Source organism: Cytobacillus sp. SAFR-174 (genome assembly GCF_051964675.1).
GTDB lineage: Bacteria > Bacillota > Bacilli > Bacillales > Cytobacillaceae > Cytobacillus.
Genome location: NZ_JBQCMZ010000013.1, coordinates 22875 through 48399, shown reverse-complemented (window position 1 = coordinate 48399; position 25525 = coordinate 22875). Strand labels below are relative to the sequence as shown.

The window sequence follows — 25525 nt, the reverse complement described above, 5'->3', positions numbered from 1 at the left end:
TTAATGCAAGCAGCATTGGAATACCAAATGGAAGAGCAGGGGGAAAAGCTGCTGTATCATATTCAGCGCAGCTCCTCCTTTTAAACTGTCCAAACCATCACATGGCAGATGAGGGAACACACAAAAAACTGCCCCGCAGCGGGAACAGTTTTTTTGTTTGTTTATTGTGCAGAGAAACCGCCATCAATAACAAGTTCTGCACCTGTAATATAAGAAGCATCATCTGAAGCAAGGAACAAGACAGCACGTGCCACGTCATCAGCTTCACCAAGTCTTTGAAGCGGAGTTGCCTGAATTAATCTCTGCAGCACTTCACTGGATTCTGACAGGTTCTCGGTCATTGGCGTTTTAATGACGCCAGGGAAAACAGCATTAACCCTGATTCCGAATCGGCCGAACTGTGTGCTTGCCGCTCTGGAGATGGCTCTCACAGCACCTTTTGAAGCAGTGTACGTGTTTGTACCCATTCCCACCATGGCTGTGTAGCTGGAAATATTCACAACGGCACCGCTTTGCTGTTTGACCATTTGCGGCAATACATGCTTCATTCCTGCAAATGGCCCGAAACCGTTGATGCGCATCATGAGATCCCAGTCTTCAATTGTCACATCATCCATATGCTTCTCGCTTGAAATGCCGGCATTATTAATTAGAACATCGATTCTTCCATGATCGGCAACGATTTCATCTACAGCCTTTTTCCAATCATTCTCTGACATGACATTCAGCAATTTGCCTTCCACAGCATCATTTTGGCTGACAATCTCCAGGAGCTCTTTATTAATATCCGCTGCAATAACATATGCGCCTTCCCCGACTAAAAGCTCAGTCATGCGTTTTCCCATTCCTGATGCTCCGCCAGTAACCAAAACAATTTTTTTATCGAATTTACCCATGATATATTGCCCCCTTGATCTATCTTTTTAAAATGCCTATTCAAATATATTGTAAATGATAATATACTTTGTGCAAAGTAATTTGTTTTGGAAAAAAGTTTAAAGTTAATAATGATTAAAAAAACGGATGACCGCTTTTTAGTGAAAAAAAATTCTTTAAAATTCTTCAAAAATTAGTTGTAAAATGCAACTTTATTAACTATACTATAAGCAAGAGGTGAAAATAATGGAAAATCTTCGCAGTTTGTTTCAAGTAATGACGCGCCGTTTTGGCTTACTCAATAAAAATTGCTGCAGTGTCGGCGGATGCGATATTTCCCTCATTCAAAGCCATATTCTTTATGAGATTAACAATCAGCATAACCCGTCCATGCAGCAGATTGCAGATTCGTTAGGGACGGATATTACAACTTTCAGCAGGCAGGTTCAATCTTTAGTGAAAATGAACTTAGTTAAGAAAACACCGGATCCTGCTGATAAGAGAATCAGTATTCTTTCGCTGACTGCTGAAGGGAAATATATTGCAGGTGCCATAGATCAGCAGATGAATTCTTTTTTACAAGAGGTTTTTTCACAAATGAATGAGTTTGAAAAAGAAACAGTCATCCGCTCAATTCATTTGTTAAATAATGCAATGGCAAAATCCAATGCATGCTGTAAGCCGTTTCAGGGGTAAATGCCTCTGGGGCAAATACTTGCAATTTGCAAGTAAAAATTTATAGGAGAAAAGAGGAGAAAGCATGACTAATCAGAATGATCTTGTAAAGGGATGCTGCACGCCTAAGAAAAACGAAATAGAAAAGAATTCACAAAACAAGGGGAAAGCAAGAGCGTTGCCTGTAGCTATAATTGGCGCCGGACCGGTGGGACTGGCAGCTGCTGCACACCTGACAAGCAGGGGGCAGTCATTTATTTTGCTCGAGGCGGGGAAGCAAGCGGGAGCCAATATCAAAAGCTGGGGACATATTCGTTTATTCTCACCATGGCGGTACAATATTGACAAAGCTGCTGCCAGTTTATTAAGCGCAAATGGCTGGGTACAGCCGCAAATGGAAACACTGCCTACCGGTGAGGAACTTGTTGAACACTATCTAAAGCCGCTGTCCAGTTTACCTGAAATAAAGCCTTTCATTCATCTGAATACAAAGGTTTTGTCAGTCGGCAGAAAAGATACCGATAAAATGAAAACGGCAAACCGGGACGATATTCCTTTTGTTATTCATACTGAGCAGAATGGAGAGTACAAAACATTCGAATCGAGAGCAGTCATTGATGCTGCAGGTACCTGGGGTAATCCAAATCCGGCTTCATCAAGCGGAATTTGGCTGGCTGATGAGAGGGAACTGAAGGAAAAGATATTTTATGGAATACCCGATGTATTAGGGAGTGAGCAGCAGCGCTACCGGAATAAGTGCATTGCCGTTGTCGGCGGAGGCCATTCAGCGATCAATGCCTTGCTGGATTTAGCCGAATTGAAAGAGTTCTATCCCGAAACGGAGATTCTATGGATTATGAGAAGAAATCAGGTTGAGGATGCTTACGGAGGAGAAGAAAAAGATGCACTTGAAGCAAGGGGCCGCCTCGGAAGCAAGATCCATCGATTGGTTGATAACGGGCAAGTGGAGGCCGTTACTCCATTTCGTATCCAGCTGGTCAAAGAGTCGGAAACGGGAATAGAGTTAATAGGCAGCCAAAACGGGAAGCAGATAAGCCTGGATGGAATCGATGAAATGATTGTCAATACAGGGAACCGTCCGGATTTTTCAATCATAAGTGAACTTCGTACTTCCATTGATTCTGCAACTGAAAGTGCAGGCTCATTGGCACCATTAATTGATCCTAATATTCATAGCTGCGGTACGGTTCGCCCCCATGGAGAAAGGGAATTAAGACAGCCTGAAAAGAACTTTTATATTGTGGGTTCCAAAAGCTATGGCCGTGCTCCAACCTTTTTGATGGCGACAGGCTATGAGCAGGTTCGGTCTGTGGCTGCTTATTTGAGCGGTGATTTCACTGCTGCAGAAAAAGTGGAGCTGGATTTGCCGGAAACGGGTGTATGCAGCGTTAATATAAAAAGTTCAATTGAAGAGTCTGCATCATCCTGCTGCAATTGATTAGCTGCCCCTTAAAATGTAATTGAATAGGTGATAATGATGACCATAAATCATGCTGGAGCTCTCAAAAAAGAATATTTTATATCCTATATGAAATTAATCATGAATGCTTTTGGGTGTTCTGTTGAGGAAGCAAAAGATACAACATTTGAAAGGCTGTTTCGATTGCGGGAAAGTGAAATGGGGCAGGAGACGTATATACAATTTATTTTGGCTTATCAGGAATTGCTGAATCATTCGAATTTAAGGAGAGAATGACATATGGCGGCTATTAAAAATTATTTATCTGAAAAGCCTATAATAATAGTCGCCATAGTCACAGCTTTAAGCCTTTTAGGTGATTCCATGCTGTATATTGCCTTGCCTATTTATTGGGAAAGTGCAGGCCTGGACTCCCTTTGGCAAGTAGGTGTGCTCCTATCAATAAACCGCTTCATACGATTGCCATTTAATCCATTTGCAGGCTGGATGTACAAACATATTTCATTAAAGTCCGGCCTGATTATTGCTGTCCTGTTAGGCGGGTTCACAACAATAGGCTACGGAATTTTCAAAGGGTTTGCGGCCTGGGTGATCCTCCGTGCTTTATGGGGGATTGCCTGGTCATTTTTTCGGATCGGAGGATTGTCGGTTGTTGCTGTTTATGCTGAAAACAATAAGCGTGGAAGTTCTATGGGCTTGTATAACGGGCTCTACCGAACAGGAAGCCTGGTCGGAATGCTGGTTGGAGGCTTGCTCATTCCAATTATAGGCTTGAGCACCGTATCAATTGCATTTGGGTTATTGTCCCTTTTGGGGCTTCCTCTAATGCTGAGTTCTAAAATTAATCAAGTTGAGGAGACACCCGGGAGGATTGATAAGAGGGCTGAAGAGAAACCTTTCATTGGCAGGACCGTTTATAAAGCAGCGATTATTGTTTCAGGCTTTCTCGTTGCCATGTTATATCAGGGAATAGTGACATCCACAATGAGCTCCTTGATTGAACACTTTTACGGAGAGAGTATATCAATATGGAATGTGGTTGTCAGTGTTACTTTTTTATCAGGCATAATCCAGGCGGTAAGATGGACATGGGAACCGTTTCTGGGGAAAACAGTGGGGCACTGGTCTGATGGGGCGCAGGGGAGGCTGCCGATTTTTATTATTTCTTTGATTTCATCAGCAATAGTCTTTGGAATCGTATCCATTAGACTTCCATTAGGGCTGTGGATAGCTGTTACTCTTTTAGTGATGGCCGGAGCTACTATTTTAACAACCATTTTAGACACGATTGCCCTGGACACAGCAAAAACTGCAAACGTGGTTACTTTCCTTACGATATACTCCATCTCTCAAGATGTGGGGGCAGCTTTAGGACCGGCAATTAGTTACATATTAATCCAATTAGAGGCTGGTTTTACCATTTTATATTGGGGCGGTTCGATCATACTGCTTATCTTAGCAGCGATTTGGACAGTTTTAGCAAAGAGGTTAACCACATTTATAAAAAAAGAAATCTATGAATCTTATTAGCGGGGGACCTGCAATGATCAGTGAGACTGTTGTTCGTTTAGCGAAGAAGACAGATTTGGAAGAGATTATGGGAATTTATAATCAGGGAATAGAAGATCGCATCGCTACATTGGAAACAGAGGCAAAAGATTTTTCCTATATGACAAAATGGTTTGATCAGCATCAAGGGCGATATTGTGTGCTTGCTGCAGAAAAAGGGGGTCAAGTAATCGGCTGGGCTTCTCTGAATCCGTATAGCAGCCGCTGTGCATATGATGGAGTGGCAGATCTATCAATCTATATCGCAAGAGAGTTCAGAGGCAAGGGGGCAGGGGGGAAGCTGCTTTCTGCACTCGAAAAGAAAGCAAGAGAAAACAAGTTCCATAAGCTGGTTTTGTTTACTTTTCCATTTAATGGACTGGGACAGAGTCTTTATAAGAAAATGGGGTTTCGTGAAGTCGGTATATTTCAAAACCACGGTGTGCTGGACGGAGAATTTGTGGACGTGATGGCTATGGAAAAACTTCTGTAAATATTATGTTTGCGGCTAAAGTGTTAGCCGTTTTTTGTTTGGCTGCGTTCATGACTCTCCCAAAAATAGTCCGCATAGTTTCCCTAAATAAGAAAAAACCATTTGCTTATATAAGCAAATCATTATATATTAATATCTGGGCAAAGCGGAGGTGATGAGAACATGATAGAATCCACAGTTGAAATCGAGAAGGCAGCATCCATTTTAAAATTATTAGGAGATAAAACACGGCTCACAATGGTGAAGCTATTAAATAACCATGATTGCTGTGTATGTGAATTTGTGGAGATTTTTAAAATGAGCCAGCCAGCCATTAGCCAGCATCTCCGGAAACTTAAAGATGCCGGTGTGGTCAGGGAAAACAGGAGGGGTCAGTGGATTATTTATTCATTGAATCAGGAAAGTGACTATTACCCGCTGGTTCAGAATGTGCTTGATCACCTTCCAAGCCAGGATTATTTATTAACAGAATTGGAAGAGCAGGGATTGCGAATTTCCTGTGAGTAAGAGGGGGGAACACATTGACTCAAATAATTTTAGCTTCGGTGATTTTCTTGGTCACCCTCATATTAGTCATTTGGCAGCCAAAAGGTCTGTCCATCGGCTGGTCCGCATGCGGCGGAGCTATCCTCGCTTTAATAGCAGGTGTGGTGGATTTCAATGATGTTATAGATGTTACATCCATTGTCTGGAATGCCACATTAACCTTTATTGCCATCATCATTATATCGCTTATTTTAGATGAAATCGGGTTTTTCGAATGGGCTGCTTTACATATGGCAAGAGCGGCAAAGGGCAGCGGAGTGAAGATGTTCATTTACGTTTCCATTTTGGGAGCGGTTGTCGCCGCATTCTTTGCGAATGATGGAGCGGCACTCATTCTCACGCCCATTGTCCTTGCGATGGTGCGAAACCTTCAATTTGAAGAAAAATTGGTTTTTCCGTTTATTATCGCAAGCGGATTTATTGCGGATACAACGTCACTGCCATTGGTTGTCAGCAACCTTGTCAATATCGTCTCCGCTGATTTCTTTGGCATCGGCTTTGTGGAATATGCGTCCCGCATGATTATTCCGAACTTCTTTTCACTGGGTGCCAGCATTTTGGTTTTATTCTTATACTTTAGAAAAAGCATACCAAAGAATTATGATTTATCTCATTTGAAAAAACCAGCCGAAGCAGTAAAAGACAGCAAAATGTTCCGATTGTCATGGCTCGTTTTAGGCATCTTATTAATAGGCTACTTTGCCAGTGAGTGGATTGGTGTCCCAGTCTCATTCATCGCAGGCATTGTAACGGTGTTCTTTCTGATCATGGCCCGAAGAAGCCCGGCCGTGAATACGCGCACCGTCATCAAGGGTGCACCATGGGCTATCGTTTTCTTTTCGATAGGCATGTATGTAGTGGTTTACGGACTAAGAAACGCGGGCCTTACAAATGTATTGGCTGATGTCATTCAAATGACAGCTGACCAGGGACTATTTGCAGCAACCATTGGAATGGGATTCATTGCGGCCATCCTTTCTTCTGTCATGAACAATATGCCAACCGTGATGATTGACGCTCTGGCCATTGCTGAAACTGATACAAGCGGAATCATCCGTGAAGCCCTTATTTATGCGAACGTGATTGGATCGGATCTCGGTCCGAAAATTACGCCGATTGGGTCCCTCGCAACTTTGCTGTGGCTTCATGTATTGTCCCTGAAGGGAGTAAAAATCTCATGGGGAACGTACTTTAAAACAGGGATCATCTTAACGATTCCAACACTGTTCATTACATTAACCGGATTGTACATTTGGCTAATGATTATCTAAAAAGGAGAATCTCAACATGACTAAAAAAACGATCTACTTCCTATGCACAGGCAACTCATGCCGCAGCCAGATGGCTGAAGGATGGGCAAAACAGCATTTAGGTGAAGAATGGAATGTTTATAGTGCCGGGATTGAAGCACATGGCTTGAATCCGAACGCTGTAAAAGCAATGAATGAAGCTGGAATTGACATCTCAAACCAGACTTCTGATATCATTGATCCGGAAATACTCAATAATGCAGATTTGGTTGTAACGCTTTGCGGTGATGCAGCGGATAAATGCCCAATGACACCTCCTCATGTAAAGCGCGAGCATTGGGGATTTGATGACCCTGCGAAAGCAGAAGGAACAGAAGAAGAAAAATGGGCTTTCTTCCAGCGTGTCCGGGATGAAATCGGCGGGCGGATTAAAACATTTGCCGAAACTGGAAAGTAAATAATATACTTAAAAACATCCAAGGGGAGGGAACAGGCATGAAAATCACAGACAATGCGCGTGATGAATTGAAAAAAATGCTGGAAGAACAAAATGCCAGCAGCGTCCGCATCTTTTTTGACGGCTATGGCTGAGGACAGCCAAGAATAGGACTGGCTCTGGATGAGCCTGAAGCAGATGATATTATTGTCACAATCAATGAAATCAAAGTAGCAATCGACCCGATTATTGAACCAAACACCGAAGACCTTGTTTTAGAGCGGAGCGGTAACGGAAGCGGGATCTCGATGATCGGGAATACAGGAAGATGCTGTTAGGAAAGGGCCTTTTAGAGGCTCTTTTTTATTTGATCTAATCCATGCTCCTAAATAAATCATTCACATACATTATGGTATCTGGCATGGAGAGGTGAATGTTGTTGTATTACTCTTATAATCCTTATGGGCATCACTTTAGCAGAGGACCTGTGAATCATCAGGCTTTTCCAAATACCAGCAGAGAAAGAGCAGGCTTTTCCAAAGAAGAGGCTGCAGCCATTGCGCTGCTATTGGGAATTGATTTTACGAAAACCCAGTTTGATTTGAATGAATTCTGGGTGGGTGTTAATACAGAACTGGAACATGGAAAACGATCAGGCCAAACGAATGTTACTGGAGATGATCCGCTACTTACAGGGAAAATTGCCCTGGCGCATCTTAACGAGTTTCCTGACTATTATAAGAGATTAAAAGTTTTGGAAGCGGAAGCAAAAGCCTATTGGAATTCATTGCAGCAAGGCTGAATAAAACAATGCCGGAGATATTTTCTTGAAATGTAAGCCCTTTGATAAGGGCTTTTATTCTTTATGCTGCTGAAGGGGCAGCTGGGATGGCGCGTGCTTGGGGTTTGGCGTTTTATCTAACAGGTTTTGGAGTTTATCTAGCATGTTGAGAGTTTTTTCCAACTGGATTATGAATTTATCTAACAGGTTTTTTGATTTATCTAGCATGTTTTGGAGTTTATCTTACATTTAGAACAATTCCTCTTTACGGAGAAGAAATCGACTATGAAAGCAGAGGGCGAGATGAGGAATGTTCCAAATAATTTGATTCTGGCGCATATAGCATGAAAGTGACGCATATCTGTGCCAAAGTGAAGCATATCCAGAAAAAGTAACGCATAACTGCAATTTTCAATAAAAAGAAGAGTCCAACTGATTCAGCTACCTATAATTACACACAAAAAAGAGCACCCATCAGGTGCTCTTTTTTGCTCTGCAGCGTCCTACTCTCACAGGGGGACAGCCCCCAAGCAAAGAGGAGTGCATTGCTTTTTCAGCTTACTGTTCCGATGTTTTCTCAGTTAAAAAGGTAATGGCTACAAAAAGTGCAAAGGCAAGCAATAGCAGGGTTCCGCCGACAATAAAGAAGACCAGAACAAAGGTGTCCCCTAAATTAAACGGATTTAAAGTATACATCCACATGCCGATTGTCAGACCAAGTGCTCCTGCCATTCCAAGGATGCTGTGAATGGAAACGAGCTTTTTGTATTTTACGCGGTAGACTTTATAAAAGATTCCCCATGCAAAGACGGAAAGCCATCCTACCAGCAGGATGTGGGCATGAATGGGCCTTAACGAATAATCCATCTGCCCGGACATATGCGACCCAAGGTAGGTTCCGATCATGCCAAAGATAGCTGCAAACCTTATTAATCTAATACTCCATTTTTGTTCCATAATATTTATTCCTCCCGTTGTTTCTCCCTGAAAAATGTAATGGTAAAGGTGGTGCCTTCGCCAGCCTGGCTGTCTGCCTTGATTTCCCCATTATGCAGCTCAATGATTTGTTTTACAATCGATAGCCCGAGTCCTGTGCCATCTTTTTTCCTGGCCGAGTCCACCCGGTAAAAGCGCTCGAAAACCTGGCTGATCGCATCCTCTGATATTCCGATTCCGGTGTCTTTAAAAACAACTTCAACCGCTGTTTGGGTTTGAGACAGGCTGATGAGAATACTGCCGCCATGCGAGTTATATTTTATCGCATTCGTCAGCAGGTTGTCCCAGATATTCACTATTAGCTCGGGGTCTCCCTTCAAAATGACGGGCGCGAGCTTGTAGGAAACCTCAATTTCTTTTTCTTCCAGCCGCCATTGATGCCTGCGGATTGTTTCCTTGATCTGTTCGTCCAGTTTGACCTCCGAAAGCTTCATCGGATAGGAATTCTGGTCAAGGGAAGTCAATAGCAGAAGCTGTTTGGTCAGATTGGACAGCCGCTTCGACTCCTGATCGATAATCTGCACGTATTCGCAATGTTCTTCATCTGACAGTTTCTGTGTCTGCAGAAGCTCCGCATACCCCTGAATATTCATAAGAGGGGACTGAAAGTCATGGGACACATTGTTGATGAATGACTTGCGGGCCTCATCATTGTGCTGCAGCTGAGCCTGCATGCGGCTGAAGCTTTCCGCGAGCTGTCCGATTTCATCCCTTCGGTCAATGTTCAATGGGAAGTTGAAATTCTCACGAGTAATTTCCCTGGTCGCCTCCGTCAGCTTCGTGATCGGCTTGATCAGGTGCTTGGCGAACCAGATCACCCCGGTAATGCTGACAACGGCAATGGCGACAAAGAACCACGCGAAGATCATGTGAATGTCGGAGAAAAGCAGCTTATTATCCGGCCGGAGAAATAGCCCGTAATTCTGGTTGTCCATGGTAAAAGGGACGCCGACCGTATTTTCAAGGTCGTTTGAAAAATGGCCCATCATCAGAAATTGGCCGGCAAAGCTATCCATCCCATGATAAACCTTCTGATCGGTCAGCACTTTTTCAGCTTCTTCAGGCAGATCTGTCTTATTGAAAGGCTGCCCGAAGAATTCTCCATCTCCGGATTCACTCACGATATAGAGCTGATAGCCGAGTTTGCTCATCGAATTTAAGTACGTTTCATAAGTGGAGCCAGAGGAATGCATATGTTCAAGGCCATTCGCGATTTCCTCTGCAATCACGACATTGTGTCTGTCGATTTTCCCTTTTGTCGAAGCCATATAGACCCAGTTGGTTAAAAAGAAGGAAAGCAGGATACTTATGGCTAAAATCACAAGTGTGGCTGCAATGAATTTCCGGTAGAGCGTCTTCATTTTGTTTCCTCAAGCTTATACCCGATGCCGCGGATAGTCTGGATCTCAACGGTTGCCCCGTATTTTTTCAACCGGTCGCGAATCCGGTTGATGTGGGTATTTAAAGTCTGTTCGCTGCCTTCATAATCCGCTCCCCACGCCTGTTCAATCAATGCGGCCCTCTGTGTTATTTTATTTTTTCGTGCCGATAGCAGGCTCAGGAGCTCAAATTCCTTTAATGGAAAAAGGATAGTCTCCTGATTGATTTCCACTTCAAAGCTTTTTCTGTCAATAGACAGATTACCGGCTTTAACAACTGTTTCCATCGCCCGCTCGGCTCTTCTTAACACAACGGCTACCCGGAAAAGCAGCTCCTTGACTTCAAACGGCTTGACAATATAATCTTCAGAACCGGATAGGAAGCCCTGTTCTTTATCACTGAGCTGCCCCTTTGCCGTCAGAAGAATAACAGGAATTCCGAAGTCACCGGTTAATATTCTGGTAAGCTCAAAACCATTCATGCCGGGCATCATGACATCCACAACGGCTAAATCTGCCGTTTGCTCTTCCAGGAGCGTTAATGCTTCTTGAGCATTATTTGCTCTCAGCACCTGATAGCCTTCATGATTCAGATGAATCGTAACAAGCTTCTGTATATGAACATCATCATCTACGACTAATATTTTCATGGCAGGGCCTCCTTAAAGGGAATAGGGAGGGACCCTCACTCTATTCCGAAATTTTTTCCCGGGAAGTTTCCTTATCTTTTTCGAAAAATAAGATCAATGCCGGAAGCAGCATCCCTCTCACAAGGAAGGTATCAATCAATATTCCCATGGCAACGATGAAGCCAAAGACGAATAAGTCTGCGATTGGCATGGTCATAAGGGCAGCAAAGGTAGCAGCCAGAATGAGGCCTGCCGAAGAAATAACACCGCCGGTATTGCGGATGCTAATTTCAAGAGCGTCCTTCACCCGGTGTTTCTTTCGTTCCTCCATAAAACGCGAAACCAGGATGATGTTGTAATCAATCCCCAATGCTACAAGGAAAATAAATGAATAGACAGGAACGCGCGAACTGATGGCTTCAAAGCCGAATAATACATCAACCAGGAAAATCCCAAGCCCTAAAGCCGAGACAAATGAAAGCAAAATAGTTGCCATCATGTAGATCGGCATCCTGATGGATTTCGTAAGCGCAAATAACAGCGCAAGGATCAGGACCGTTTCAAGCAGGACAATTTTCATTATATCACCGCTGTTGACATCCTGTTCGTCCACTATTTTCGGTGTGACCCCGCTATAGTAGGACTCAGCTTCCACACCGATCTCTTCTAATAGCTCAGGTGTGTCGTCACGCAAATTTTTCATAAAGGATATGGCTTCATTTGAATAGGGATTGATGGATAGTGCCACACTCATTTTTGCCGCCTTTCCGTCTTCTGATAGGGCAGACAGGCGGACAGAGGCAACTTCTTCATATTCCTGCAGCTTTTCACTTATCGCTGCTGTATCGTTTTCAGCCAATTGCTGATCACTGACAACGAGAAGTGTCGAAGGAGCCAGCTCGCCTTTGTCATATCTGGCTTCCACTATTTCATAGCCGACCCGCGATGGCAGGTCCTCAGGGAATTTCTTGACGGTGTCGAATTCATAATCAAGATTGAAAATATTAAACGCTGTGATGAGCATGAAAATGCCGACAATTCCGCCTGAGAGGCCGGGCTTGTTCACAACGAATTTGGCAATGGGTTCCCAGACACTATGTTTAACTTCTGTTTCAGCACCGTATTCAGGAACCTTCGGCCAGAATGCCTTGCGTCCGAAGAGGGTGAATAAAGCTGGAACCAATGTAACGGAAGCCAGCATGATAAAAAACATCGCTGTTCCAAAAATCGGGGCAAAGTTCTGATAATCACGGAAATCCGCGAAGAACAGAACCAGCATAGCAGCCAGAACCGTTCCGCCCGCAAAGAAAACAGGCTCGCCGGTTGCGCGCATTGCATGCTTCATGGCTTCATATTTGTTCTCGAAATGGTTAAGCTCCTCGCGGTAACGGGAGAACACAAATAATGAATAATCAATCACGGCAGCAAACAGCAAAATGCTCATGATGGAGGTTGTCTGGTTATTGATCTCAAGTCCGCCGGCACCCATTAATGCAACACTCTGGTTCACGACCTGGTAGACAATCACCGTCGCGAGAAGCGGAATGATGGCAAGCAATGGTGAACGGTAAATGGCTATAAGCAGGACAAGAATGATGACAACAGTCGCAATCAGGAGAACAAAGTCAGCCTGTTCGAACAGCTTGACTGTATCTCCGGCAATACCGGCTGGACCGGTGATATAAAAGGAGGTGCTTTCGAGATCCTCCGCAATTTTATTGCCGACTTTTGAGGCATGATCATTAATCTCGGCATACTGGTCATTGCCAAGTCCCTGTTCTAGCTCCATCGGCACTATTAAAGTGGACTTGTCTTCAGAAATGAAAGAACCTAGTGCTTGCGGCGGAAGCTTGCTGATATCGATAATCGTCTTGATTCCATCGATATCTTCTTTCATGATTCCTTCCAGAATCTGTTTAGCTTCTTCGATTTGAACCTCGCCATTTTCATTATGGAAAACCAATATGCCCGGAGTTCCTTGTTTGTTTGGAAAATATTCTTCTGTTTTATTCTGGGCAATAATGGATTTCGCCTCATCAGGAAGTGACTGGAAATTATTTGTTTTATAATCTCCAAGCATCGGACCTGCACTTAAGCCGATCATCAGCACAAGCCAGCCGATAATCGTAATCCACATTCCCCGTTTGGTGGAAACCCAATCTGTTACCCCATGCAGCAGTTTTTTCACATGAATGCCTCCTAAAACTAATTTCAATGGCTATTCTACAAAATGAAAATAAACTGAACCTCAACTTCTGTTTACAATTAGCCCGATGCATGAAAGAAGTGAATTATATAGAAAATATAATTATATTAACACGAGGAGAGACAAGGATGAAAACAGCACTGTTGATTTTGGACATGCAAAAGGGATTTGATGACCCTTACTGGGGGAAGAGGAACAATCCCCAGGCAGAAAACAATATGTTTCGCCTGCTGACTGAATGGAGGAAGCGGCAGTGGCCCATTTTCTTTTCAAAGCATTTGTCGCTTGACCCGCAATCGCCTCTTTATCATAAAAATGAGGCGGGAATCCAATTTATGGACCTGCTGGCACCAAAATACGGGGAACAGGTTTTTACAAAGAATGTAAACAGTGCTTTCATCGGCACAGAGCTTGAAATACAATTACGGCAGCAGCTGATCAAATCGGTTGTCATCACAGGCCTGTCCACACAGCATTGTGTCTCAACCACAACGAGAATGAGCGCTAATTTAGGGTTTATAACGTATTTGGCATCAGATGCGGTTGCCGCTTTTGACATCACTGATCATAAGGGGGTTGTCCATTCTGCGGAGACCGTGCAGGAATTGGAGCTCGCGGCATTGCACAAGGAGTTCGCTGTGATCGTGACGGCTGATGAAGTGATAAAAATGCTGACTTAATATTGTGGATTGGCTGTATTGCTCCAGGGAGGCATAAGTCTCTTTTAAAATTTGAAAGGTGTGTGTGTTAAGTATGCCTGTTAGTGAAACGATACTCCGTGTAACCATCTCGTTTTTAGTGCTTTTTTTGCTCGCAAGGCTGATGGGTCGGAAGGAAATTGGACAAATGACCTTTTTCAACTGGGCGTCCGCCATCGGAATTGGGTCAATCGGCGGAAACCTTGCTGTGAATGACAGTACCCGAATCAAGGATGGAGTCATCGCACTGGTTTTTTGGACGCTTTTCACCATTGTAATGGATATGATCGACCTTAAGTCGAAACAGGGACGGTCAGTTACAACAGGGGATCCCTTGATTGTCATTAAAGCAGGCAGAATCATGGAATCTGCTCTTAAAACAGCGAGGGTGGATCTGGATGAGCTTCAGGCGCTATTACGGCAAAAGGATATCTTTTCTTTTAAGGATGTTGATTACGCCATCCTCGAAACAAACGGAGACCTGTCTGTGTTAAAAAAGACAAGTCAACAGGCTGTGACGAAAAAGGATCTAAACATAAGCAGTCCAAACAGGGCTCTTTTTTCTTTGCCGACGGAAGTGATTGCGGATGGAAAAGTCAATTCAGAAAATCTGACGAAATTAGAATTAGATGAAAACTGGCTTGAAGGGGAACTGAAAAAAGCGGATATCCGCTCTGTTGAAGATGTATTTTTCGCACAAGTCCAGCAGGACGGCACTCTTTATTTTGATCAAAAAGACACATAAAGGACAGAAATCGGATTCTGTCCATCTAGTTATGCTTGAAAGTTCCCAGCAGCCTCTGAAAGGGGCATTTGGAAATCGCGGTGTCATCATCGCGAAGAAAATATTGTTTCCATTCAAAATTGTCATCGGCGCCATAACTGTTCAAGTCAGGATGGATAGGGATGGCATCGTAATGTTGGAGCCGTTTGCGGATCTGATTTTTAAGGCGGGACGCTAATGTTTCTTTTTTCATGAACTCCTGCAGAACCCATCTCGGCGTGATGGCCAGCATCATCGTATCAAAATGGCGGCTCTGCCGATTTTTATGAGCAGGGGTGGCACAGTACACAAAATATTTTTCCCTGTGAAAGCAGAATTCCCAAAGCGGATCGTGCGGGTCTTTTGGGATTTCGTTTGGCCATTCCACTTCATCAATCTCAGACAGCCCCGTCAGCCCATCCCAAAAAAGCTGCTCATATTCCTCCACACTCAAATGCTCCTTTTGGTTAAAAAAAATGATCAGTGACGTGTAGCTTCCATAATCTCTTGAGTGCTTTGTGAATTCCTTCAGGATGGATGCTGTCTGCTGTATGGAGGCCGGGTTTCCCGGATCGTCTGCAAATCCAAATCGAAGCTGATTTTTGGCAAACCCGATGGTCGCAGGGATGCAGGGGAAGGGTTTTTCTCTGTCGGTCATCTTTTTCCGGAATTTATCTAAGGCATTCAGCTGCCAATCTTCTAAACTCTGCAGGCTGGAGGAGCTGGCAGTATATAAATGGCTGATCTTAGTCACCCCCTCTAACTCCTACACTATATTCAAAGCGGGATAAGGCGGGTGAGTGTCCATGGTGAAAATGGGCGGACAGAGGCGGGACGCGGCAGTTAATCAGGAGGAATTACGCCAAAACTTCCATCGAAAAAGGGGCAGGTAATCACAAATATTCCTTAAAATATTTACTCAAAGGTTTATTAAATAAAATAACCGGGTAATGGTATATGTTTAGGTATAAGATGAAGCGTTCTCATTGTTAAGATTAAATCCAGGTGCTATAGGGGGAGAAAATGAATAATCAGATGCTTCTTTTAGGGGAAAAGATTTTAAAAGAGAAGGATATATTAGCGAAAAAGCTGCATAAGGATCGAATGAGCGGGGTCGAGATGACTGAAACAGAGAGACTTCAGGCTGACAAGATGGAATCGCACATTGTTCAGATTCGTGCTGAGTTTATTGAATTGTTCGGTGTAGCATTGCTGAATCATGAGAACAAAGATGAAGCAATGGAGAAGATTGAAAAATGGTGCAAGGAGACAGGAGAGTATTTTTATAAGCTCGGAATCCCTTTGGATGAAGCTTTAAAGGATGCGGGATATTACCGGAAATATATCTGGAATGAACTTGAAGAAACGATGATGGAGCATAAAATGACAGCATCAGAGGTTATAAAGGTAGTCTATTTGATAGACCCCCTGCTGGATCATTCCATTCATTGTTTCAGCATGGCTTATGTCAAATTCCATCAGGTAACTCTCGAGAATGCAAAGCAGGCTTTCCTTGAGTTATCTGTCCCGGTTGTTCCACTCTCAAAAGGGGTGGGCATACTGCCTTTAATTGGGAATATTGATACAGGGAGAGCCCGGCTGTTAATGGAAGAAACGTTAAAACAATCTGCACACCTTAAGCTGTCTCATTTAATTTTAGACCTTTCCGGTGTAATGATTGTCGATACCATGGTCGCAGATCAGCTGTTTAAAGTAATTGAAGCCTTATCGCTTGTCGGCGTTAAAACCATTATTACAGGTATCCGCCCGGAAGTGGCACAGACGATTGTTGCGCTCGGCATTAATCTGAATGGCATTAAGGTAAGAGCCAATGTGTATCAGGCATTTGAAGAACTTCATGGGTAAAATTGAAACAGCAGAGGAATTCAGATTGAATTTACTCTGCTGTTTTTTGTTTTAATCCCTTTCTGCCATGGGCATCCATTCAATTTTTCCGCATATGAACCGTGTTAATTTTCCCAGCCGTGAATACAATGAATCAAACAGCACTTCAATGAATATTGAGGGGTGATGACATCATGTTTTCGGTAACGGGAATGCAGGGTTTTGAAATTTTTTCGCTTATGCATCTGGTTACGTTGTTTCTTTTCTTTTTTACAGCCTGGTGGCTGGTTTATTACAGACAGGCGCTTAGAGCATATCAGAAAATCATTAAATGGACGCTGTTTTTTACGTTGCTTGCCTGTGAAGTGACCTATCATGTATGGCTGGTCCTGACCGATCAGTGGGATGTGTCAAATCTGCCGCTCCAGTTATGTTCCCTGAGCACATTCATTGCACTTTTCCTATTTTTAAAGCCTAATCAAAAGGCTTTTTGGCTGCTGTATTTTGTTGGTACAATTCCTCCCATTTTAAGCATGGTGACACCTGATATGGTTTACCAATTTCCTCATTACCGCTACATCAAATACTTTCTTCATCATTCAGCCATTCCATTAGCCGTACTATATTTTATTTTGTTTGAAGGATACAGGGTGCCGAAGAAAGCAGTGCTGACCGGCTTTTTAACGCTTAACATAATTGCGGTGCCAGTCTTCTTTTTAAATCTGCTGCTGGGGACCAATTACTTCTATTTGGCGAGCCCGACAGAAACCAAAACCCTGCTCTCATTTTTCGGGAATGGTGTCTGGTATTATGCAACGCTTGAAGCAGCTGCGTTAGTTGTCTTTTTTATAACTTATTTACCTATGCAATATTTGCAGAGAGCCGAACAGAAAAGAGTCCGGGACAATTGAAAGCCGTAATCCTGCTTGGCGAGCAGGATTACGGCTTTTTTTATCGCAGTCTAACGGGCAGTAAGCCCCCCACTCAAGACTCAGAGGAATCAAAGGAGAATAAGCGGTGGTCAAACTGCCCGTAAAGGCCCGAAAGAAGGACGAAGACTAAGAACGCCACGTCCTCCCAAAAGCTGCCGCTTTCGGTCGTGCGATGTATCATTGCCGTTGCCTTCCTTGTCCTGTGGGCCTCAACTAACAATCAGTGGGGGATAAGGAAAACCCCCACTGATTGAAGTTTCACTTTATCGCTTATTCTGTTCCTTTTCTTTTTCGTACTGCCGCTGCGGAGTCATTTTGGAAATGGCATCATCCACAACTTCCTGGGCTTTCTTCGCTTCGCGGTCCTGTTTTTGTGCTTCCTCCTGAATGCGGTTTACATCCTTTGGGGTATTTTCGCTCATCTATTTAGCCTCCCTTTTGATATATGTAATTAATGTATCCGAATTACTTTGAAATAAACAAATTGGAAACACGAAACCTTATGAAAACTGAAACGTAATACAGTAAAGGAGATGAGAAAATGGCAGCTTTCATTGTGATTTTTTTCTTATTTATTCCTGTGTACGGAGTATTGCTTTGGAGTTATTTTGATCCAGAAGAAAGCCTCTTATGGGGGAGGCGGGGGATGTATAAGGAGGAGCCCGAGATTTCGGAAGGAGCCAAAAAATATACGAAAGTCCTCTCGCTGGTCCTTATGATCCTGATAACCTTGATATTTGCTATTGTATTCTTTAATCTAATAGTAGAAAAGTTCAGTTAAGTATTTGTAAGAAGGAGTAATGCGGAAAATGATAATAGAAGTGATTGCCGACACCCTCAGTGATGCGCGGATTGCAGAGCAGGCCGGGGCAGGCAGAATTGAACTGGTAACCGGGCTGGCAGAAGGCGGCCTTACCCCGAGTTATGGAGTTATTGAAAGAGTGTGCAAAGAACTAAAGATCCCAGTAAATGTGATGATCCGCCCGCACAGCCGCGGGTTTTGCTATTCGGAAGTGGACATAGAAATCATGATTCAGGATATTAAGGTCTGCAAGAAGCTAGGAGCAGCAGGTGCAGTATTTGGCGTCCTCACACCTGATCGCAAAGTACATAATGAACATTTGAATCGGCTAATTCAAGCCGCAGATGGACTGGATATTACCTTCCACAGGGCATTTGATGAGACGGATGACCAATTTGCGGCTCTGGAAGTGATCAAGGAGTATCCGCAGATTTCGAGAATCCTTACATCCGGCGGCCAAAGAAGTGCTGCAGATGCAGCAGAAAGACTGAAGCGTCTGCATGAGCTTACGGCAGATAGCCATTTAAAAATTATGGCTGGGGCCGGTCTATCAGCTGAAAATATTAAAGCGTTTATAGAAAAAGTGCCTGTAACTGAAGTTCACTTTGGTTCTGGTGTACGTTTCCAATCCAGCTATGAGAATGCCATTAATCCTGAGAGAGTGCAGGCGTTAAAGAAGATTATCGGCAGCAGAGCGTTTTAGAAAAAAGCATCAATTTGTATGATGCTTTTTTGCGTTCTATTATGAACGAATGTGATTTGCATACGGGTCATAAAAACAAGCCAGCAATATAAAACTACCAAATAAAATGATGACTCCCACTAATAACAATCCTTTGCCAATCAGTCTATCCCTCTTTTTAAGTGAGATGGTCCCCATTATCATTAAAATTAATGAGATGGGTGCAAGTATTAATCCCAATCCAATGTTCATTGTCTATTTCTCCCCTTATGACACTGCCAAATTCAATCCAGTATTTATAGTTAAACAGATAGACAACAAAATCCTTTATTTAAGAAAACCGAGTGCCAACTTGCCGATTTGTGAAGGGCTGTAAGTCCCGCTATTTGAAAAAGCTATGTATTATTTTCATAAACTTTCTTAAAAGAAGGTTAAGGCATGTAAAAAAATGGATTTTACTCTTCTTTTTCAGTTCAATTTTTTCTATGATAACTACTGTAAGAAATATAGCAGCCAAGGAGGAAATGAAAATGAAAAAATGGATTTTAGCATTGATGGCAGCTTTAATGATTACAGGTGTGGCGACAGGCTGCAGCAATGAAGAGGACACTGACGAGACGAACACAGAAGAAACTGAAGATACCGGAACAGAAGAAGGCACTGAAGAAGACAGCGAAGATGAAACTGAAGAGGAAACAGAGTAAGGAATAACATAAGAAAGTGCACCTTTTGCAGTAAAGGTGTGCTTTTCTTTTGCCATTAATTCAAATTTTCAGAATGAAGATTGACTGAACCGGCAGTTCCGTGCTACATTAATTTCATATTATTAAAAGGTGTGGTGAAGTATGTCGATTGCAGGTGTCAACTAATTGTTTAGTTGAATTAGGTGCTAATTTTCTGGTTATTGCCAGTTTATTAAGAATGCCTTTTTTCAAACATGACATGTTTGAATACCTGCTATCAGACTGCTTCCATTTCTATATATTCGTGCAGATTTAGACACTATGTCTCTTTTTTAGGGTTTAGTTTGTTTATGCCTGTTCGAAAAGTAGAACGCCCGCGGAAGCTTTCTGCCCAATTCACATTGGGGTGGGGAAGGCTTTTGCGGGCTATTTTATTTGGAATGAGGCAGAGAGAATGAATGGAATGACCTTTGATAAATTGCAATACCACGAATTGAAAAATAAAGTAAAACAGCATTGCGTCAGCAGTTTAGGGAAAGCGCTAATCGATAAGATGGAGCCGAGCTCGAGTATAAAAGCCGTCCGCAACCGCTTAAACGAAACAAGCGAGGCGAGAAGGCTGCTGGACGCCGAAAAGCATCTGCCATTAACCGGCATTTCCAATATCACAGGCATTATTGAAAAAGTGGAAAAAGGGATCATATTAACTCCTTCAGAGTTAAACGCTGTATCCGATTTTCTAAGAGGATGCAGGAAAATCAAAAAGTTTATGGCAGATAAAGAATTCTTTGCGCCAGTTCTCTACACGTATGCGTTATCTATGACAGAATTTAGAAATATCGAAGAAGAGATCTTGTATGCAATCAAAGGAAACATGGTTGATTCGGGTGCCAGCAAAGAGCTGAAACGGATCAGAAACCATATTGCCAAAACCGAAGAGAAAATTGAAGAACGATTGAATAAGTTCTTGCGGAGCAGTTCTAATAAGGAATATATTCAAGAATTTTATATCAGTAAAAAGGATGACCGTTTTACGATTCCGATAAAAGCATCTTTTAAAAATCAGGTAGCCGGAACAGTGGTTGAAACATCTTCAAAAGGGTCGACTGTTTTTATGGAGCCTGATGCCGTTTCAAAGCTTAATGTGGAATTGGCCATGCTGAAATCGGAGGAGTCAGTGGAGGAATATCAAATACTGGCCACACTTTCAGGAGCGATTCTTGAATCCATTCATGAGATCCGCATCAATATTGAATGCATCAGCCAGTACGACATGATTTTTGCGAAAGCGAAGTACAGCAAAAGTACAGACGGTATTGAACCGGCGATTAATAATCATGGGTATATCAAATTAGTAGGAAGCAAACATCCTTTATTGGAAGGAAATGTTGTCCCGCTGAATTTTGAAATCGGGAAGGACTATAGAAGCTTAGTCATAACAGGCCCCAATGCGGGCGGGAAAACCGTCGTCCTAAAGACTATCGGAATCCTTACACTGGCTGTCATGTCCGGGTTTCATATTATGGCGAAGCCGGGAAGTGAAATCGCCATCTTTGACAATGTCTTTGTTGATATTGGTGATAATCAGAGCATCGAGAACGCCCTAAGCACGTTTTCTTCTCATATGAAAAATATTTCCGAGATCATGAGTGCTTCCACTAATAATACGCTGCTTTTATTCGATGAGATTGGCAGCGGAACAGAGCCGAATGAAGGGGCTGCATTGGCCATTGCGATTCTGGAAGAGTTTTATCATATGGGATGCATCACGGTTGCCACTACTCATTACGGTGAGATTAAACGGTATTCTGAAATGCATGATGATTTTATGAACGCTGCCATGTTATTCGACAGTGCGGAATTGAGACCGATGTATAAGCTTTTAATAGGTGAATCAGGAGAGAGCAATGCGCTTTGGATTTCCAGAAAAATGAATATCCGCGAACATGTCCTGCAGCGCGCGCAATTGTATATTGAAAATAAGGATTATAATCTGGAAGCAGTAAGAGAGAACAAGGTAAGGAAGCCATTGATTGAAGTGGAGCATACCGAGGATGTGATTCAATATGAAATTGGTGACCGGGTAAAAGTGATTAGCCAGGATGATTATGCCATTGTGTATGAGCCCATAGATAAATTCAATAACATCAAGCTGTTTTATAAAAATGAAATAGTGGAAGTCAACAGCAAGCGGATTGAATTGGACATTAAAGCAAGCGAGCTATATCCGGAAGGGTATGACAGGAATACCTTATTTACCAGTTACCATGAACGGAAGCTGCAGCATGACCTGGAGAGAGGGTCGAAAAAGGCGCTGCGAAAGGTTGAAAAGGAGATTCGGAATAGGAAGCAGGAATAGAATTTGGCGATTCTCCGGGTGGAGGATCGCCTTTTTAGTGTTTAATCAGAGGTAGCCTCGGGTTCGGACTCAGATCCAGGGTTTTCAACTATTTGTGTCAGAAGTAGTCTCGGGTTCAGACACAGAACCATGTTTTTCTGCTTTTTGAGTCCGAAGTTGGCTCGGGTTCAGACACAGAACCGCGGTATCCGGTTTTTTGAGTCCGAAGTTGGCTTGGGTTCGGACACAGAACCGCGGTTTCCAGCTTTTTGAGTCAGAAGTTGGCTCAGGTTCGGACACAGATTGTTGGTTTCCAGCTTTTTGAGTCAGAAGTTGGCTCAGGTTCGGACACAGATTGTTGGTTTCCAGCTTTTTGTGTCAGAAGTTGGCCCGGGTTCAGACACAGAACCACGGTATCCGGCTTTTTGAGTCAGAAGTGGCTCCCTATCTCACCAATTCAAATAAGCGCCAAGTTGGATTACTTAAGTTTTAAGCAAAGGATCAGACTGTCTATTAAATCAACAACCCTGCCGCAATAAATAATGCAGCTGCAAGCACAGCCCCAATAGCTGAAACCTTCAATTTATATCGGGCATAGTCCACGAGGTCCATATCCAGAATAGAAGCAGTGGTAATGGTTGTATCACCAAGCGGTGACGTCAGCGCACCGAATGCCCCGCTTGCGAACACGGCTCCAACGGTAAGCGGGATGGAGGCGCCGGTCGAAACCGCGAGAGTAATTCCGAGCGGCATGAACAGACCCCAGGTTCCCCATGAGCTTCCAATAAAGTAGCCGACCACAGACCCTAGCACAAAGATAGCAGCCGGTGTCAGATAAGCTGGCAGAAAGCTTCCGAGTGAGCTCCCGATAAAATCTGAAAAACCAAGATCCTCCGCCGCCAGTGTCAGGGCCCAAATCAGGATGAGGAGGCTGATCGCCTCCATCATCTGATTGCCTCCATCGTAAAAATGATAAAGAATTTCGTTCATTTTTTCCCGTCTGAGTATGTAGAAAATAAAGGTTAAGACGAGGGTGATAAAGACAGCCAGCAGCATTACAAATGTAGCGTCGGCCATGGAAAATGCTTCGAATATCGTATTTGCACCCTGCGACATTCCATCCTGCCATAAGAGTAACAGAGAAAAGGCGAGCAATAAAACTACAGGGAAAATCAAATGCCATGGCTGGGCTTTGACAAGCGATAATTCCTTCTTAATTCCCATCCGGTGGAATTCATGCTCTTTTTCCTCCAAATCGGTATGGGCTTCAGCTTTTTGCTCTCCAGTCTTTTTCCGGCGCCAAAACGTCTGCACAATCCCAATCAGCAGCATAATGATTGCGTAAAAATTAAACAGAATACTTAATAAAAAGATCTCATATGCGGACATATCCAGATCCAGCCCGCTGATGCCGCCTTCAACAAGGGATACCATGAAGCCCACAAAAGCAGTCGCAACCGGAAGCAGTACAATCACGGATTCGGTTGAAATATCAAGAGTCATGCCGACTTTCTGCTTGGACAGGTTCATTTTTTTAATCAAGGATTTGATAATGGGCCCGATCATCATGATTCGAAACATCGGCATCATGAAGGTGAACGGGAGAGTGATCCAGATGAACACAAGAAGACCGCGTTCAGAGCGGATCCGTCTGCCGGCCCATTCGGAAAAACCCTTAATGCCGCCCGCAATATTCATCATTCCCACAAGCCCGCCGAACAAATATAAAAATCCGACTATCTTGATATTCGTTTCATCGGAAAGCGTCGTCACAATATAAGTGACCGACTGTTCCGTGCCCGCCAGCAGGTCCGCAGACACTAGTATGGAGCCAACAAGGATGCCCGCCACCAATCCCGGCAGGATATTCTTTAACCAGATGGACATTCCGATTACGATTATAAATGGTATGATCGATAGCCAGGTGCTGTTCAAGTTTGTGACCTCCAATGAAAATGCCGTTACCTGTTTAGTATTTCCAGGGGAGGGCTGTAAATTCCTGAAATTTGACAAGGATACTGTCAGCCTGATATATCGGTGAACGGGTACAGGGTTATTCACTTTGGAAGAAATACCCGATGTTGGTTCAATAAATATTCGATTTGTTAGCCCCCGTATTTTAAAATGAACAGAGAACATTTTTTAGGAGGCATTAAATGAAACCGCGAATTTCAGTTATTACATTGGGTGTAGATGATTTGAAAAGGTCATTGAAGTTTTATCAGGATGGACTGGGACTATCAACAGAAGGAATAGTAGGTCAAGAATTTGAGCATGGGGCTGTTGCGTTTTTTGATTTACAATATGGAGTAAAACTTGCCATATGGAATCGTAAGGATATTGCTCATGATACAAACTTAAATCAAACACCCAAAAGCCCTACTGAATTTACCCTTGGTCATAACGTAGGGAGTAAGGAAGAGGTCGATAAAATAATGGAACAGGCAGATAAAGCTGGTGCAGTTATAACAGTTCCAGCACACGATACCTTTTGGGGAGGGTACTCTGGATACTTCCAGGACCCTGACGGACATTTGTGGGAAGTAGTTTGGAATCCAGCTTGGGAAATTACTGAATAGGGTTTTATGTAACTGCATTTTCAACAAAAAGCTGACATAAAATCGCTAGGTATATAATTAACGGGTTCGGTTTTCGAGTACAAAATCTTTATTCACACACAAATTAGCAGCCTAATTCGCAGCTGAATCGGGCTGCATATTTTTCTTGATATATAAGCTTTTACATAAATTTAGGGGTGTTATAGCACTCGAATTTGCACCCCTTTTAGCAGGGTAACAGAAGATGTTTTTTGGATATTTATGTTAAAATCATAGGAGAGCTTATTCAACTAACAAGCAGGTTAGCAGAATAAGGATGGTTAAAATTATTTTAATTACTGTTATTAGGTTTTAGGGATGTGATAGCAATGTGTGGAATAGATTTTGTAATTGGAGTAACCGATAAAGAAGCATCAAAGGCAGAAAAATTTGTTCATTTTAACGAAAGAACACACGCTTACTTAATAAATATTGAAAAGGGTTCTGGTAATGACTTTAATCTTCTTTTGAAACTTGACCCTTACCGTCAAACAATAATATATAGAGATAAGATTCCAGATTTATTAGTAGTTTGCGAAGCTTTAATTAATAAATACAATTTAGCTGGAGAAAAACAATGTGAAATAAGGAATTTTGCACAAGAATTAAAGGAACTATGCGAAGATGCGATAAAACAAAAGAAACATATATACGCTATTGGAGATTAGTTTAGTTTGCTTATCAATCTCGGTTTCCATCTTGTTCAACGAACGGGTGCTAATCTTCAACAAAGTGGTGCTATAAAAAAAGCTCAAAGCATTATGGATCCGAGCTTTTTTGCGGCTGATATTTCTGCTGAAACGTCGGTAAATCGATTCTGGAGGTGCTTAAGCGTTCCTGCGGCATATCGCCCCGCGGAAAAAGGACAGCAGTTCGAATCACAGGGAAAAACCAGCTTTATCCAAATCCCGATTGGCTTTTACCGTGCC

General features: G+C 42.9%; 28 protein-coding genes. 19 read left to right on the top strand and 9 right to left on the bottom strand.

The genetic code is table 11. From position 1 onward, the window contains the following. Positions 1–161 precede the first annotated feature (161 nt). Positions 162–896, bottom strand: coding sequence for an SDR family NAD(P)-dependent oxidoreductase (locus ACTHRG_RS14340; protein WP_440231422.1), 735 nt, complete (start codon positions 894–896; stop codon positions 162–164). A gap of 226 nt (positions 897–1122) precedes the next feature. Between ACTHRG_RS14340 and ACTHRG_RS14335 the strand changes: the two genes are divergently transcribed. From ACTHRG_RS14335 to ACTHRG_RS14295, 9 genes are all read left to right on the top strand, one after another. Next, positions 1123–1572, top strand: coding sequence for a MarR family winged helix-turn-helix transcriptional regulator (locus tag ACTHRG_RS14335; RefSeq protein ID WP_440231421.1), 450 nt, complete (start codon positions 1123–1125; stop codon positions 1570–1572). Positions 1573–1636: 64 nt separating this feature from the next. Beyond that, complete coding sequence (locus tag ACTHRG_RS14330) at positions 1637–3010, top strand: FAD-dependent oxidoreductase (RefSeq protein WP_440231420.1); 1374 nt, start codon at positions 1637–1639, stop codon at positions 3008–3010. Between the two features lie 39 nt (positions 3011–3049). Then, entirely contained in the window at positions 3050–3268 is a 219-nt protein-coding gene (locus ACTHRG_RS14325) for a hypothetical protein (RefSeq protein WP_440231419.1), read from the top strand. Between the two features lie 3 nt (positions 3269–3271). After that, positions 3272–4522 carry an MFS transporter gene (locus ACTHRG_RS14320; protein ID WP_440231418.1) on the top strand — a complete coding sequence of 417 codons (1251 nt, stop codon included), beginning with the start codon at positions 3272–3274 and terminating at the stop codon, positions 4520–4522. Between the two features lie 13 nt (positions 4523–4535). Next, on the top strand, positions 4536–5033 hold the full coding sequence (locus ACTHRG_RS14315; protein ID WP_440231417.1) for an arsinothricin resistance N-acetyltransferase ArsN1 family A: 498 nt from the start codon (positions 4536–4538) through the stop codon (positions 5031–5033). Positions 5034–5195: 162 nt separating this feature from the next. After that, on the top strand, positions 5196–5540 hold the full coding sequence (locus tag ACTHRG_RS14310; protein ID WP_440231416.1) for an ArsR/SmtB family transcription factor: 345 nt from the start codon (positions 5196–5198) through the stop codon (positions 5538–5540). Between the two features lie 14 nt (positions 5541–5554). Continuing rightward, on the top strand, positions 5555–6850 hold the full coding sequence (locus ACTHRG_RS14305) for an arsenic transporter (protein WP_076259614.1): 1296 nt from the start codon (positions 5555–5557) through the stop codon (positions 6848–6850). 16 nt (positions 6851–6866) lie between these two features. After that, positions 6867–7286 (top strand): arsenate reductase (thioredoxin), encoded by a 420-nt coding sequence (arsC, locus tag ACTHRG_RS14300; RefSeq protein WP_048011477.1) that lies wholly within the window; start codon positions 6867–6869, stop codon positions 7284–7286. 412 nt (positions 7287–7698) lie between these two features. After that, on the top strand, positions 7699–8067 hold the full coding sequence (locus ACTHRG_RS14295; RefSeq protein WP_286148796.1) for a DUF5661 family protein: 369 nt from the start codon (positions 7699–7701) through the stop codon (positions 8065–8067). A 537-nt stretch (positions 8068–8604) separates the two neighbouring features. On the opposite strand, the gene ACTHRG_RS14290 is transcribed toward ACTHRG_RS14295, so the two are convergent. Genes ACTHRG_RS14290 through ACTHRG_RS14275 form a run of 4 tightly spaced genes read right to left on the bottom strand, consistent with a single transcriptional unit; the run spans position 8605 to position 13238 of the window. Beyond that, positions 8605–9003 (bottom strand): hypothetical protein, encoded by a 399-nt coding sequence (locus tag ACTHRG_RS14290; RefSeq protein WP_076259616.1) that lies wholly within the window; start codon positions 9001–9003, stop codon positions 8605–8607. A 5-nt stretch (positions 9004–9008) separates the two neighbouring features. After that, on the bottom strand, positions 9009–10403 hold the full coding sequence (locus ACTHRG_RS14285) for a sensor histidine kinase (RefSeq protein ID WP_076259618.1): 1395 nt from the start codon (positions 10401–10403) through the stop codon (positions 9009–9011). Continuing rightward, the gene (locus tag ACTHRG_RS14280) at positions 10400–11071 is read right to left on the bottom strand and encodes a response regulator transcription factor (RefSeq protein WP_076259620.1); all 672 of its coding nucleotides are present in this window, start codon (positions 11069–11071) and stop codon (positions 10400–10402) included. Before ACTHRG_RS14280 ends, ACTHRG_RS14285 begins: the two co-directional genes overlap by 4 nt. Before the next feature lie 40 nt (positions 11072–11111). Beyond that, a complete protein-coding gene (locus ACTHRG_RS14275; RefSeq protein ID WP_440231415.1) occupies positions 11112–13238 on the bottom strand; it encodes an MMPL family transporter in 2127 nt (708 codons plus the stop codon). A 146-nt stretch (positions 13239–13384) separates the two neighbouring features. On the opposite strand from ACTHRG_RS14275, the gene ACTHRG_RS14270 reads away from it, so the two are divergent. After that, entirely contained in the window at positions 13385–13936 is a 552-nt protein-coding gene (locus tag ACTHRG_RS14270) for an isochorismatase family protein (RefSeq protein WP_076259624.1), read from the top strand. A gap of 73 nt (positions 13937–14009) precedes the next feature. Beyond that, positions 14010–14699, top strand: coding sequence for a YetF domain-containing protein (locus ACTHRG_RS14265; RefSeq protein ID WP_076259626.1), 690 nt, complete (start codon positions 14010–14012; stop codon positions 14697–14699). Positions 14700–14724: 25 nt separating this feature from the next. On the opposite strand, the gene ACTHRG_RS14260 is transcribed toward ACTHRG_RS14265, so the two are convergent. Continuing rightward, a complete protein-coding gene (locus ACTHRG_RS14260; protein WP_076259802.1) occupies positions 14725–15462 on the bottom strand; it encodes a YqcI/YcgG family protein in 738 nt (245 codons plus the stop codon). A gap of 278 nt (positions 15463–15740) precedes the next feature. On the opposite strand from ACTHRG_RS14260, the gene ACTHRG_RS14255 reads away from it, so the two are divergent. Continuing rightward, complete coding sequence (locus tag ACTHRG_RS14255) at positions 15741–16583, top strand: STAS domain-containing protein (RefSeq protein WP_440231414.1); 843 nt, start codon at positions 15741–15743, stop codon at positions 16581–16583. Positions 16584–16756: 173 nt separating this feature from the next. Further along, positions 16757–17473, top strand: coding sequence for a YwaF family protein (locus ACTHRG_RS14250; RefSeq protein WP_440231413.1), 717 nt, complete (start codon positions 16757–16759; stop codon positions 17471–17473). Between the two features lie 284 nt (positions 17474–17757). Here the strand turns inward: ACTHRG_RS14250 and ACTHRG_RS14245 are convergent, their stop codons facing one another. Continuing rightward, entirely contained in the window at positions 17758–17916 is a 159-nt protein-coding gene (locus ACTHRG_RS14245; RefSeq protein WP_175609118.1) for a hypothetical protein, read from the bottom strand. A 119-nt stretch (positions 17917–18035) separates the two neighbouring features. Between ACTHRG_RS14245 and ACTHRG_RS14240 the strand changes: the two genes are divergently transcribed. Both ACTHRG_RS14240 and ACTHRG_RS14235 read left to right on the top strand, forming a co-directional pair. After that, the gene (locus ACTHRG_RS14240; protein ID WP_159345670.1) at positions 18036–18275 is read left to right on the top strand and encodes a hypothetical protein; all 240 of its coding nucleotides are present in this window, start codon (positions 18036–18038) and stop codon (positions 18273–18275) included. 28 nt (positions 18276–18303) lie between these two features. Continuing rightward, on the top strand, positions 18304–18999 hold the full coding sequence (locus ACTHRG_RS14235) for a copper homeostasis protein CutC (protein ID WP_440231412.1): 696 nt from the start codon (positions 18304–18306) through the stop codon (positions 18997–18999). Positions 19000–19038: 39 nt separating this feature from the next. Here the strand turns inward: ACTHRG_RS14235 and ACTHRG_RS14230 are convergent, their stop codons facing one another. Further along, positions 19039–19230, bottom strand: coding sequence for a hypothetical protein (locus ACTHRG_RS14230; RefSeq protein WP_440231411.1), 192 nt, complete (start codon positions 19228–19230; stop codon positions 19039–19041). A 278-nt stretch (positions 19231–19508) separates the two neighbouring features. Between ACTHRG_RS14230 and ACTHRG_RS14225 the strand changes: the two genes are divergently transcribed. Beyond that, on the top strand, positions 19509–19682 hold the full coding sequence (locus ACTHRG_RS14225; RefSeq protein WP_286148802.1) for a hypothetical protein: 174 nt from the start codon (positions 19509–19511) through the stop codon (positions 19680–19682). A 433-nt stretch (positions 19683–20115) separates the two neighbouring features. Further along, the gene (locus tag ACTHRG_RS14220) at positions 20116–22020 is read left to right on the top strand and encodes an endonuclease MutS2 (RefSeq protein WP_440231410.1); all 1905 of its coding nucleotides are present in this window, start codon (positions 20116–20118) and stop codon (positions 22018–22020) included. 492 nt (positions 22021–22512) lie between these two features. Here ACTHRG_RS14220 and ACTHRG_RS14215 read toward each other — a convergent pair whose 3' ends face one another. After that, on the bottom strand, positions 22513–23934 hold the full coding sequence (locus tag ACTHRG_RS14215; protein ID WP_440231409.1) for a Na+/H+ antiporter NhaC family protein: 1422 nt from the start codon (positions 23932–23934) through the stop codon (positions 22513–22515). Positions 23935–24155: 221 nt separating this feature from the next. Between ACTHRG_RS14215 and ACTHRG_RS14210 the strand changes: the two genes are divergently transcribed. Then, positions 24156–24578, top strand: a complete 423-nt coding sequence (locus ACTHRG_RS14210) for a VOC family protein (RefSeq protein ID WP_440231408.1) — start codon at positions 24156–24158, stop codon at positions 24576–24578. Positions 24579–24925: 347 nt separating this feature from the next. Further along, positions 24926–25264, top strand: a complete 339-nt coding sequence (locus ACTHRG_RS14205; RefSeq protein WP_076259640.1) for a hypothetical protein — start codon at positions 24926–24928, stop codon at positions 25262–25264. Positions 25265–25525: the final 261 nt, after the last annotated feature.

Coding starts and splice junctions, on each gene's coding strand:
- ACTHRG_RS14340 (WP_440231422.1), bottom strand. CDS start 896: ATGGGTAAATTCGATAAAAAAATTGTTTTGGTTACTGGCGGAGCATCA.
- ACTHRG_RS14335 (WP_440231421.1), top strand. CDS start 1,123: ATGGAAAATCTTCGCAGTTTGTTTCAAGTAATGACGCGCCGTTTTGGC.
- ACTHRG_RS14330 (WP_440231420.1), top strand. CDS start 1,637: ATGACTAATCAGAATGATCTTGTAAAGGGATGCTGCACGCCTAAGAAA.
- ACTHRG_RS14325 (WP_440231419.1), top strand. CDS start 3,050: ATGACCATAAATCATGCTGGAGCTCTCAAAAAAGAATATTTTATATCC.
- ACTHRG_RS14320 (WP_440231418.1), top strand. CDS start 3,272: ATGGCGGCTATTAAAAATTATTTATCTGAAAAGCCTATAATAATAGTC.
- ACTHRG_RS14315 (WP_440231417.1), top strand. CDS start 4,536: ATGATCAGTGAGACTGTTGTTCGTTTAGCGAAGAAGACAGATTTGGAA.
- ACTHRG_RS14310 (WP_440231416.1), top strand. CDS start 5,196: ATGATAGAATCCACAGTTGAAATCGAGAAGGCAGCATCCATTTTAAAA.
- arsC (WP_048011477.1), top strand. CDS start 6,867: ATGACTAAAAAAACGATCTACTTCCTATGCACAGGCAACTCATGCCGC.
- ACTHRG_RS14295 (WP_286148796.1), top strand. CDS start 7,699: ATGTTGTTGTATTACTCTTATAATCCTTATGGGCATCACTTTAGCAGA.
- ACTHRG_RS14290 (WP_076259616.1), bottom strand. CDS start 9,003: ATGGAACAAAAATGGAGTATTAGATTAATAAGGTTTGCAGCTATCTTT.
- ACTHRG_RS14285 (WP_076259618.1), bottom strand. CDS start 10,403: ATGAAGACGCTCTACCGGAAATTCATTGCAGCCACACTTGTGATTTTA.
- ACTHRG_RS14280 (WP_076259620.1), bottom strand. CDS start 11,071: ATGAAAATATTAGTCGTAGATGATGATGTTCATATACAGAAGCTTGTT.
- ACTHRG_RS14270 (WP_076259624.1), top strand. CDS start 13,385: ATGAAAACAGCACTGTTGATTTTGGACATGCAAAAGGGATTTGATGAC.
- ACTHRG_RS14265 (WP_076259626.1), top strand. CDS start 14,010: ATGCCTGTTAGTGAAACGATACTCCGTGTAACCATCTCGTTTTTAGTG.
- ACTHRG_RS14255 (WP_440231414.1), top strand. CDS start 15,741: ATGAATAATCAGATGCTTCTTTTAGGGGAAAAGATTTTAAAAGAGAAG.
- ACTHRG_RS14250 (WP_440231413.1), top strand. CDS start 16,757: ATGTTTTCGGTAACGGGAATGCAGGGTTTTGAAATTTTTTCGCTTATG.
- ACTHRG_RS14245 (WP_175609118.1), bottom strand. CDS start 17,916: ATGAGCGAAAATACCCCAAAGGATGTAAACCGCATTCAGGAGGAAGCA.
- ACTHRG_RS14240 (WP_159345670.1), top strand. CDS start 18,036: ATGGCAGCTTTCATTGTGATTTTTTTCTTATTTATTCCTGTGTACGGA.
- ACTHRG_RS14235 (WP_440231412.1), top strand. CDS start 18,304: ATGATAATAGAAGTGATTGCCGACACCCTCAGTGATGCGCGGATTGCA.
- ACTHRG_RS14230 (WP_440231411.1), bottom strand. CDS start 19,230: ATGAACATTGGATTGGGATTAATACTTGCACCCATCTCATTAATTTTA.
- ACTHRG_RS14225 (WP_286148802.1), top strand. CDS start 19,509: ATGAAAAAATGGATTTTAGCATTGATGGCAGCTTTAATGATTACAGGT.
- ACTHRG_RS14220 (WP_440231410.1), top strand. CDS start 20,116: ATGAATGGAATGACCTTTGATAAATTGCAATACCACGAATTGAAAAAT.
- ACTHRG_RS14210 (WP_440231408.1), top strand. CDS start 24,156: ATGAAACCGCGAATTTCAGTTATTACATTGGGTGTAGATGATTTGAAA.
- ACTHRG_RS14205 (WP_076259640.1), top strand. CDS start 24,926: ATGTGTGGAATAGATTTTGTAATTGGAGTAACCGATAAAGAAGCATCA.